Annotated in this window: 10 protein-coding genes and 1 pseudogene; 9 read left to right on the top strand and 2 right to left on the bottom strand. The window is 71.8% G+C overall.

What is annotated here, in order from left to right:
* Window positions 1–176 precede the first annotated feature (176 nt).
* Window positions 177–527 (bottom strand): RNA polymerase-binding protein RbpA, encoded by a 351-nt coding sequence (locus FMEAI12_RS02925; RefSeq protein ID WP_112104882.1) that lies wholly within the window; start codon window positions 525–527, stop codon window positions 177–179.
* Window positions 528–669: 142 nt separating this feature from the next.
* Between FMEAI12_RS02925 and FMEAI12_RS02920 the strand changes: the two genes are divergently transcribed.
* The 9 genes and pseudogenes from FMEAI12_RS02920 to FMEAI12_RS02880 all read left to right on the top strand — a co-directional run bounded on the left by FMEAI12_RS02920 (window position 670) and on the right by FMEAI12_RS02880 (window position 8,859).
* On the top strand, window positions 670–1,083 hold the full coding sequence (locus tag FMEAI12_RS02920; RefSeq protein ID WP_071064329.1) for a hypothetical protein: 414 nt from the start codon (window positions 670–672) through the stop codon (window positions 1,081–1,083).
* Between the two features lie 158 nt (window positions 1,084–1,241).
* Window positions 1,242–1,676 (top strand): peptide-methionine (R)-S-oxide reductase MsrB, encoded by a 435-nt coding sequence (gene msrB, locus FMEAI12_RS02915; protein WP_112104881.1) that lies wholly within the window; start codon window positions 1,242–1,244, stop codon window positions 1,674–1,676.
* A 149-nt stretch (window positions 1,677–1,825) separates the two neighbouring features.
* A complete protein-coding gene (locus tag FMEAI12_RS02910; protein ID WP_112104880.1) occupies window positions 1,826–2,269 on the top strand; it encodes a helix-turn-helix transcriptional regulator in 444 nt (147 codons plus the stop codon).
* Window positions 2,270–2,279: 10 nt separating this feature from the next.
* Window positions 2,280–2,690, top strand: coding sequence for a VOC family protein (locus FMEAI12_RS02905; RefSeq protein ID WP_112104883.1), 411 nt, complete (start codon window positions 2,280–2,282; stop codon window positions 2,688–2,690).
* Window positions 2,691–2,810: 120 nt separating this feature from the next.
* Entirely contained in the window at window positions 2,811–5,198 is a 2,388-nt protein-coding gene (locus FMEAI12_RS02900) for an excinuclease ABC subunit UvrA (protein ID WP_112104879.1), read from the top strand.
* Between the two features lie 414 nt (window positions 5,199–5,612).
* Window positions 5,613–6,285, top strand: a pseudogene (locus FMEAI12_RS02895) (amino acid permease); the annotation flags it as partial.
* Between the two features lie 91 nt (window positions 6,286–6,376).
* Window positions 6,377–7,063 carry a TetR/AcrR family transcriptional regulator C-terminal domain-containing protein gene (locus tag FMEAI12_RS02890; RefSeq protein WP_112104878.1) on the top strand — a complete coding sequence of 229 codons (687 nt, stop codon included), beginning with the start codon at window positions 6,377–6,379 and terminating at the stop codon, window positions 7,061–7,063.
* Between the two features lie 348 nt (window positions 7,064–7,411).
* On the top strand, window positions 7,412–8,035 hold the full coding sequence (locus FMEAI12_RS02885) for a cyclodeaminase/cyclohydrolase family protein (RefSeq protein ID WP_041254462.1): 624 nt from the start codon (window positions 7,412–7,414) through the stop codon (window positions 8,033–8,035).
* Window positions 8,032–8,859, top strand: a complete 828-nt coding sequence (locus FMEAI12_RS02880; RefSeq protein WP_112104877.1) for a bifunctional 5,10-methylenetetrahydrofolate dehydrogenase/5,10-methenyltetrahydrofolate cyclohydrolase — start codon at window positions 8,032–8,034, stop codon at window positions 8,857–8,859. The genes FMEAI12_RS02885 and FMEAI12_RS02880 overlap by 4 nt, the downstream gene beginning before the upstream one ends.
* A 62-nt stretch (window positions 8,860–8,921) precedes the next feature.
* Here FMEAI12_RS02880 and FMEAI12_RS02875 read toward each other — a convergent pair.
* Window positions 8,922–10,287: GGDEF domain-containing protein (locus FMEAI12_RS02875; RefSeq protein WP_146776620.1), on the bottom strand; the 1,366-nt coding region annotated here is incomplete at its 5' end.

Raw genomic sequence — 10,287 nt, 5'->3', positions numbered from 1 at the left:
CCACCACGGACAGCCTCACCACCCCGACCGCCACCGGACCCGACACCGTCGACGCCGGCCGGCCCTGAAACGTCGATGTGGGGTGGCAGCGCACGCTGCCACCCCACATCGACGTCTCCGACCTACCCGCGCCTCACCGGCACCGCGAACCGGCAGACCCGGGACCGTTCACACCCTCAGGCGGACCGCCTGTCCGCACCCGTGCCCCGCAGCACCGCCAGCCTCTCGGCCAGCACCTCCTCCAGATCGTCGGTCGTCCGACGCTCCATCAACATGTCCCAGTGCGTACGCGGCGGCTTGCTCTTCTTCGGCTCCGGCCGCTCACCGTCCACGATCACCGACGCCGCCCCACACACGCGACACTCCCACGCCGAAGGCACCTCGGCCTCGGCCGCGAAGGGCATGGTGAACTGGTGACCGTTCGGGCAGTCGTACGACGCTGTCTGCCGCGGGGCAAGCTCCGTGCTGCGGTCAGTCTCGTAGGACACTGCACCGAGACGGCTGCCCCGCAGAATGCGCTCGCCCATATGACTCCTCAGAGCGTCGTGGCGTGTGGACCTCAACCGAGTCCAACGTACGGACAAGCGAAGTCGTTCCCACCCCGGAAGGCCAGGTAACGAGATCGCAATCACACTGTGTGCTCCACCGACTGCAAAGGATACACGGCGCGTGACGAACCGGGCTCCGATCCTGCTGAACGGCCTCACCCGCACCACCGTCGGGCTCACCGCCCTGACCAGACCCGTCCGAATCATCCGCGCCACCGGCGTCGACCGCGTCACCGCCGAGAAGATCGCCTGGCTCGCCCGCCTCGCCGGCATCCGCGACCTCGCCCTGGGCGCCGGACTCCTCCACGCCCAGCTCACCGGCGCACCCACCCGCGGATGGCTGTTCGCCGGCCTGCTCGCCGACGCCGCCGACGCCGCGGTCTTCACCCACGCCACCACCCGCCGCCAGCTCCCACCCGCCGCCGGCACCGCCATGGCCGCCGCCGCCACGGGGGGAGTCGCCCTCGCCGCCACCACCCTCACCCGCCACCACCCCACAAACACCCGAACTGGCACCGCGGCACCAGTCGCATGACAGAACAAACCGGCCGCCCGCCGCGTTGACCACCACGGGACCACCACACAGCACACAGACAGGAACACCCGACCCGCGCACAACACCACACCCGCCAGCCAGCCAAAACCGGCACACCCACCCACCCGCCGGCCACCCCGCACCAGGAAGGACATCCCATGACCGACCAGCCGAACACCGACACCGACACCGACGAGAAGGTCGTCCGCAGCGACACCGAATGGCGCCAGCTCCTCGACCCCCAGCGCTACGCCATCCTGCGCCAGGCCGCCACCGAAGCCCCCTTCAGTGGCGCCTACACCTACGACAAGACCAGCGGCACCTACCGCTGCGGCGCCTGCGGCGCCCCCCTGTTCACCTCCGACACCAAATACGACTCCGGCTCCGGATGGCCCAGCTTCTACCAGCCCGTCACCGCCGACGCCGTCACCCTCATCACCGACCGCAGCCACGGCATGACCCGCACCGAGGTCCGCTGCGCCCGCTGCGACTCCCACCTCGGCCACGTCTTCGACGACGGCCCCGCCCCCACCGGCCAGCGGTACTGCATGAACAGCCTCGCCCTCGACCTCGACAACACCGACGCCAGCTGAAACACCACGCCAGCTGACCAACCCGACCAGGCCGGCCACACCCCATCCCGCACCGGCTGCCGGACACCACCCCGGCAGCCCGCAACCCCACACGAACCACGCCGGGCCTGGCACTGGCACCCCCACCCCGACATGGCACCATCCCGCAGGTGAGCAGCAGTCCCGCCGCGACACAGCGCCTCCGAGACCTCGCCCGCCTCCGCCGCGTCCGCGACCGCATCGACCGCGAGTACGCCCAACCCCTCGACGTCGAGGCGCTCGCCCGCGGCGCACACATGTCCGCCGGACACCTCAGCCGCGAGTTCCGCCTCGCCTACGGCGAATCGCCCTACGCCTACCTGATGACCCGGCGCATCGAACGCGCGATGGCCCTACTACGCCGCGGCGACCTCACCGTCACCGAAGTCTGCTTCGCCGTCGGCTGCTCCTCCCTGGGCACCTTCAGCAGCCGCTTCACCGAACTCGTCGGCATGCCCCCCAGCGCCTACCGCCGCCACGCCGCCGCGACCACCGCCGGCATGCCCTCCTGCATCGCCAAACAGATCACCAGACCGGTCAGGAATCGAGAAGCGCGCTCACCCAGCCGCACCTAGCGTGACCGCCATGGACATCACCATCCACACCAGCTTCCTCCCGCACGACGACCCCGACGCCTCCCTGGCCTTCTACCGCGACACCCTCGGCTTCGAAGTCCGCAACGACGTCGGCTACAACGGCATGCGCTGGATCACCGTCGGACCCCCCAACCAGCCCGACACCTGCATCGTCCTCGAACCACCCGCCGCCTACCCCGGCATCACCGACGACGAGCACCGCACCATCACCGAGATGATGGCCAAGGGCAACTACGCCCACGTCATCCTCGCCACCGCCGACCTCGACGACACCTTCACCAAGGTCCAGGCCAGCGGCGCCGAAGTCGTCCAGGAACCCACCGAACAGCCCTACGGCGTCCGCGACTGCGCCTTCCGCGACCCCGCCGGCAACCTCGTCCGAATCAACGAACACCGCTGAACCAGCCGGCGAACCCGGCCAGGACCCGACACCCGGACAGCCGCCACGCGGCAACCCCCGCGCCCGACACCGGTGGCGACCTGGTGGTCGCCACCGGCTGGCCAGCACGATGGAGACACCATGAGCAACGCCACGAGGACGGACCCGCAGCCGCCCGCGCCCCACCTCGCCGACAGCCACGACCTCATCCGCGTCCACGGCGCCCGCGTGAACAACCTCAAAGACCTCAGCGTCGAACTCCCCAAACGCCGACTCACCGTGTTCACCGGCGTCTCCGGCTCAGGCAAAAGCTCCCTGGTCTTCGGCACCATCGCCGCGGAATCCCAGCGACTGATCAACGAAACCTACAGCGCCTTCGTCCAAGGCTTCATGCCCACCCTTGCACGACCCGAAGTCGACGTCCTCGACGGACTCACCACCGCGATCATCGTCGACCAGCAGCGGCTCGGCGCCGACCCCCGCTCCACCGTCGGCACCGCCACCGACGCCAACGCCATGCTGCGCATCCTGTTCAGCCGGCTGGGACGTCCACACATCGGCTCACCCAACGCCTTCTCCTTCAACGTCCCCACCGTCCGGGCAAACGGCGCGATCACCACCGAACGCGGAACCAGCAAAACCGAACGAAAGACCTTCACCCGCACCGGCGGCATGTGCCCCCGTTGCGAAGGCCGCGGCGCCGTCTCCGGCTTCGACCTCACCGCCCTCTACGACGACAGCAAATCCCTCAACGAAGGCGCCCTCACCATCCCCGGCTACAGCGCCGACGGCTGGTACGGCCGCATCTTCGGCGGCTCCGGCTTCCTCGACCCCGACAAACCCATCCGCCGATACACCAAGACCGAACTCCACGACCTGCTCTACAAAGAACCCACAAAAATCAAGGTCGACAACGTCAACCTCACCTACGAAGGCCTCATCCCGAAAATCCAGAAATCGATCCTGTCCAAAGACCGCGAAGCGATGCAGCCACACATCCGCGCCTTCGTCGACCGGGCCGTCACCTTCACCACCTGCCCCGACTGCGACGGCACCCGGCTCAGCGAAGCCGCCCGCTCCTCCCGCATCGCCGGCACCAACATCGCCGACGCCTGCGCCATGCAGATCAGCGACCTCGCCCACTGGGTCCGCGACCTCGACGAACCATCCGTCGCACCCCTGCTCACCGCGCTGCACCACACCCTCGACTCCTTCGTCGAGATCGGCCTGGGCTACCTCTCCCTCGACCGGCCCTCCGGCACCCTCTCCGGCGGCGAGGCGCAGCGCGTCAAAATGATCCGCCACCTCGGCTCCTCACTCACCGACACCACCTACGTCTTCGACGAACCCACCGTCGGCCTGCACCCCCACGACATCCAGCGCATGAACAACCTGCTGCTGCGACTGCGGGACAAGGGCAACACCGTGCTCGTCGTCGAACACAAGCCGGAAACAATCGCCATCGCCGACCACGTCGTCGACCTCGGACCCGGCGCCGGCACCGCCGGCGGCACCGTCTGCTACGAAGGCACCCTCTCCGGGCTACGAACCAGCGGCACCCTCACCGGCCGCCACCTCGACGACCGCGCCACCCTCAAACCGACCGTGCGCACCCCCACCGGCCAGCTCCCGATCCGCGGCGCGACCACCCACAACCTGCACGACGTCAACGTCGACATCCCCCTCGGCGTACTCGTCGTCGTCACCGGCGTCGCCGGCTCCGGCAAAAGCTCCCTCATCCACGGATCGATCCCCGCCGGCGCGGACGTCGTCTCGATCGACCAGACCGCCATCCGCGGCTCACGACGCAGCAACCCCGCCACCTACACCGGACTGCTCGACCCGATCCGCAAGGCATTCGCGAAAGCCAACGGTGTCAAGCCCGCACTGTTCAGCGCCAACTCCGAAGGCGCCTGCCCCGCCTGCAACGGCGCCGGCGTCATCTACACCGACCTGGCGATGATGGCCGGCGTCGCCAGCACCTGCGAAGAATGCGACGGCAAACGGTTCGAAGCCTCCGTGCTCAACCACCACCTCGACGGCCGCGACATCAGCGAAGTCCTCGCCATGTCCGTCACCGACGCCCAGGAGTTCTTCGGCACCGGCGAGGCACGCACACCCGCCGCACACGCCATCCTCAACCGGCTCGCCGACGTCGGACTCGGCTACCTCACCATCGGCCAGCCGCTCACCACCCTCTCCGGCGGCGAACAGCAACGACTCAAACTCGCCACCCACATGGCCGACAGGGGCGGCACCTACATCCTCGACGAACCCACCACCGGCCTGCACCTCGCCGACGTCGAACAACTCCTCGGCCTGCTCGACCGGCTCGTCGACTCCGGCAAGTCCGTCATCGTCATCGAACACCACCAGGCCGTCATGGCCCACGCCGACTGGATCATCGACCTCGGCCCCGGCGCCGGCCACGACGGCGGCCGGATCGTCTTCGAAGGCACACCCACCGACCTCGTCGCCGCCCGCTCCACCCTCACCGGCGAACACCTCGCCACCTACATCGGCACCTGACCAAACACCGCCCAGCAGGCGGGGCCCCGGCGGCACATAGAGGTCGAACGGGGCCGAACACCCCTCCCGAAACCGCGCCGATAATGCACATTATGTTAAGTAGGCCCGCGTCCGACCGGGAGGCCCGCCCATGGCCATGGGCGAAGGTCCGCGGCGGCCTTCGTCCAGCGCGAGGCGCGAGGCGACCCCAGAGGGACACGGCAAAGATGATCATGGCGACACCCGAAGCCCGTTTCATGATCGAAAACTCCTCTCAACCGAAGGTTTTCTGTTGAGGAGAAAGGCTTTTGATCAATTGTGCATTTGGTTGTTTTCTTGATCGTTTGTGCAGGGCTCGCACGTCAACACTGTTGACTATCTTGAGGGTCTGGTGGGACGTGGGGCGAACCGGTGGCGGCCACCGCCACGGCCACCCTCACCGCGGTCAACTACTCCGGGATGCGGCGCGCGGCCTGGCTGACCCGTCTGATCGTCGTGGTCGTGGTCGCCTGCGTCACCAGTGGCGCCGCGGAGCCGGGCCGCCAGCCTGTGGCCCGGTCTCCCGCAGGCCGCCGGCCTGCTGTTCTTCGCCTTCGCCGGCTATGCGCGCATCGCGACGCTCGGCGAGGAGGTCCGTAACCCGCGGCGCACCATCCGCCGGGCGATCCCGACCGCGCTGGGCATCACGCTGGTCGTCTACGCCGCGGTCGCCGTCGCGCTGCTGCTGGTGCTACCGGTGGCCGCGCTCGGGGCGTCGGCCGCGCCGCTCACCGACGCCGTGCGTGCCGCCGGCGTGCCGGGTCTGGCTCCGGTGGTGCGGGTCGGGGCCGCCGTCACCGCGCTCGTGCTCACCACGGACCTGCGCGGCGCGATCGGGTTCTCCTCGTTCGGGGTGCTGCTGCACTACGCGGTCGCCAACGCCGCGGCGTGGACCCTCTCCCCCACCGAAGGCCGTCCGGTGCGCGCCGTTCCGGTCGTCGGACTGCTCGGCTGCCTGCTGCTGGCCTTCAGCCTGCCCGGGACGTCCGTGCTCGGCGGGTCCGCGGTACTCGCCGCGGTGGTGGTGTACGCCGCCCGTCACGCGGGCGGGCACCCGGCGCGGCAGTGAGCGGGGATGACGCGGCCATCAAGATCATCCTTGACGGGCGGGCGCGTCAACAGCGTTGACCACACTGTGGGTTCCACTACGATCAGGTGTCGTGACGGCACCGGACGAGGATGAGGACGCGCCCCGGTCGGGCGCATCGGCTCCCCCGCAGCGCACGCCTCGGGGCACCCTGTCGAGGGAGGTGCTGCTCGACGCGGCGATGGAGATCGTGCGCATCGGCGGGGCCGACGCCTTCAGCATGCGTGCCCTCGGTGCCCGCCTCGAGGTCGACCCGACCGCCGTCTACCGCCACTTCCACACCAAGAACGAGCTGCTGGACGTCCTCGCCGACATCCTGATCGCCGGCGACGAGCCGCTGCCGTCGACCGGGGACGCGCGGGCCGACCTGCGGGCGAGCCTGCACCAGCTACGGCGGTCGCTGCTGCGCCACCCGACGATGGCGGGGGTGATCCTGCGCCGCCCGCCGGGCGGGCGGGCGTACTGGGAGCGGGCCAACCACGCGCTCGGCCTGCTGCGCGGGATGGGCCTGAGCCCCGAGCAGGCGACGTCCGCTTACCAGACGCTGCTGTTCTACAGCCTGGGCCATGTGTTGTCCGAGGCGCGCACGCTGGCCGCCGCGGTCGCGCAGGACCGGCGTCCCAGCGCGCCGACGGCGACGTTCAACCCGCCGGCGCACCAGCTGCCCGACCTGGCGGCGGCGGTGCCGTTCCTGCGGGCCGACACGGCCACGCAGTTCGACGACGGCCTCGACCTGATCATGGGGTCGCTGCCAGGGTGAGCGTCGGTGGACCGGTCGCCGTCGACGGAGGGGTAAACCTCACAATCCCGTCCGGGACGGGCGCGCGCCGGGCCTGCCCCGTCCAGGGCGCCGATCCACTTGCTACGGTGCACTCCGACCAGCCCCGCGCCCAGCCGTCCCCGCTCCGCCGCATCCGCGGCACGGATGCGGACGGTCCCGGGTCGGGTGGGGACGGGTGACGCCGCGGCGTGGCCGTGGTCCCCGGCCACGGCCGGCCGTCCACGCGGGAGCGTGACGGCACACAGGGGTTCCGGCGTGGCGAGCTGGCCGGCACAGGTCCGGACGGGCACGGATCCGGACAACGGATCGAGGCGGGAGTCGAAAGCGATGGCGGACGAGACACTCGACGGGTTCCTCGAGGCGCTCGCCTCGGCGGCTCCCGCGCCCGGCGGTGGCGCCGCGGCGGCGGTGCAGGTGGCGCTGGGCGCGGCCCTGGTGAGCATGGTCACCAACCTGACCATCGGCAAGCCGCGGTACGCCGAGCACGAACCGGTGATGCTCGCCGCCCGCGCCGAGGCGGACCGGCTGCGCGGCGAGGCGCTGGCGCTGGCCGACGCGGACGCGGTGGCGTTCACCGCCGTCACCGACGCCTACCGGCTGCCCAAGGAGACCGCCGAGGAGAAGGCGGCACGCAGCGCCGCGATCCAGCGGGCGCTGGTCGGGGCGGCCGACGTGCCGCTGCGCACCGCGGCGGCGGCCGCCGAGGTGGTCGGGCTGTGCCAGCGCATCCTCGACGGCGCGAACGTCAACGTCCTGTCGGACGTGGCCGTCGCCGCCGCCAGCGCGCGGGCGGCCCTCGACTCGGCGGCGATCAACGTGCGGGTGAACCTGGCGTCGATGAGCGACGCCGCCACCCGCGACGCGACCGCCGCCGAGCTGGACAAGTACCTGTCGTCAGTGACCGGCGCGGACGTCGTCGTGCGCGCCGTGGGAGATCGGATCGGGTCATGAGATTGCTGGATGGGCGGTCGATGGCCGCTGACATAGGACGCTCGGTCGTCGACGACGTCGAACGGCTCGCCGCCACCGGGGTCACTCCGACCCTGGCGGTCGTGCTGCCGACGGCGGACGAGGCTGCCCGGTCGTACGTGCGGGTGATCGAGCGCGGCGCCGCCAAGGTCGGGGTGGGCTGCGCCGTCCACGAGCTGACCGGGGACCCGGACGAGCTGACCGCCACCGTGGACCGGCTCGCCGCCGACCCGGCGGTGCACGGGATGATCGTGCAGACGCCGCTGCCGGACGGGCTGACCGCCGCCGACGTGGGTGCCCGCATCCCCGTGGGCAAGGACGTCGACGGCATGAACCCGCTGAGCCTGGGCCGGCTCGCCCTCGGCCTGCCCGCGTTCGCGCCGGCGACCGCGGCGGCCGTGCTGGAGATCCTCAACCGGGCCGCGGTGCCGCTGGCCGGCGCCCGGGCGTGTGTGATCGGCCGCAGCTCGGTGGTGGGCAAGCCGGCGGCGCTGCTGCTGCTCGCCGAGGACGCGACGGTGACGGTGTGCCATTCGCGGACGAAGGACCTGGCGACGGTGGCGCACGACGCCGACATCGTCGTGGCCGCGGTCGGCCGGCCGAAGATGGTCGGTGCCGGGCATGTCCGGCCCGGGGCGGTCGTCATCGACGTCGGCACGAACTGGACGGACGCCGGCCTGGTCGGTGACGTCGACGCCGACGCGGTGGCCCCGGTCGCGGGCGCGCTGACCCCGGTTCCCGGCGGGGTGGGGCCGGTGACGACGATGCTGCTGCTGCGCAACACGGTGCGCGCGGCCGGCGGCTGAGCACGTAGACGGGTGAGCAGGTAGCCGCGGGAGTTCGGAAGCTGTTCGGAAGTGTGGGGAGTTCAGCGGGCGGGGCGCGGTGGCGCGCCGCCCGCTGTGGCCGTTCCGGCGGTGCGCACGCGGTTGCGGCCTTCGCGTTTCGCCTGGTAGAGCGCCGCGTCGGCGCGCTCGAGCAGGTCGGTCAGGATGGCGAGGTCGTCGGTGGCCGGCGCCGCGGCGCGTGAGCCGGGGAACGCCGGTTCCGCGGCGGTGCCGGGCGCGCCGCGACGGGCCGCGTCGGTCCCGTCCGCCGGGCCGGCCGGGCTTGCCTGGTGGGTGAGCGGGTCGGGGCGGGCGGGGCTGGTGCAGGCGACGCCGACCGACACCGTGACGGTCACCTCGGCGCGACCGAGGCGGGTGCTGGCCCCCGCGACCTGGTGGCGGACGCGTTCGGCGACGGCCGCCGCCGCGTCGAGGTCGACCTCGGCGAGCAGCACGACGAACTCCTCCCCACCGAACCGGCCGACGAGGTCCTGCGGCCGGGTGGCCAGGCGCAGCGCGTCGGCGACGGCGAGCAGCACCGCGTCACCGTTGAGATGCCCGTGCCGGTCGTTGACCTGTTTGAAGTGGTCGACGTCCACGAGCAGCACCGACAGTGGACGTCCCAGCCGGCGGGTCCGGGCGGTCTCGCGCTGGGCGACCTGCCGCCAGTAGGCCATGGTCGCCAGCCGGGTCTTGGGGTCGGTGCGGGCCGCGGTGAGCAGCTCGGCGTGGGCCAGCCCGCGGCGCAGCAGCAGGACGAGCGGGGCGGCGACGACGAGCAGCAGCGGGCTGGCCGCCCACAGGACGGCGAGGATCAGCGCGGCGCCGGTCTCCACCGCGACCGCGACCGCCTGCTCCCGCCCGCCGGACCAGTGACCGGGACGCAGCAGCCGGTCGACGAGCACGTAGACGCCGACCGCCGCGATCAGCGCGGCGAAGGTGTGCGACGAGCCGGCGAGCCGCTCCGCGGACCGCGGGTCCGTCGTGGGTGCGATCAGGTGGTGGACGGCGGCCGCGGCGGCGCCGGCGAGACCGAGCGCGGCGGTGTCGTGCAGCCGGATGCGCGCCGGCGGCGGGGAGCCGCCCCGGCCCGCCGGCCGGCCGAGCCGCCCCGCTCCCCCGGTCGCCAGCCAGAGCGGGACGTGCGCGAGCAGCGCGTACAGCGGGGGCAGCAGCAGCGCGACCGGCAGCGTCCAGGTGGAGGTCATGGGAGGGCCGCTGTCCTGGGGGGCGGCGGTGGCGCCTTCGGCACGTTGCCCGGCGCCGGCCGCGACGGGGCTGGTGAGCAGCACCCCGGTGACGACGGCCAGCGCGGTGAAGGCGGCGAAGGTCGCGAGCTCGGCGGGCCGTGGCGGGGAGCGGTCGGCGGCGGCGTTCGCGACGAGGACGACGGCGGCGAACAGGAAC

The sequence above is a fragment of the Parafrankia sp. Ea1.12 genome, assembly GCF_900465275.1.
GTDB classification, from domain to species: Bacteria; Actinomycetota; Actinomycetes; order Frankiales; family Frankiaceae; genus Parafrankia; species Parafrankia soli.
This window is presented reverse-complemented; position numbering and strand designations above follow the sequence as displayed.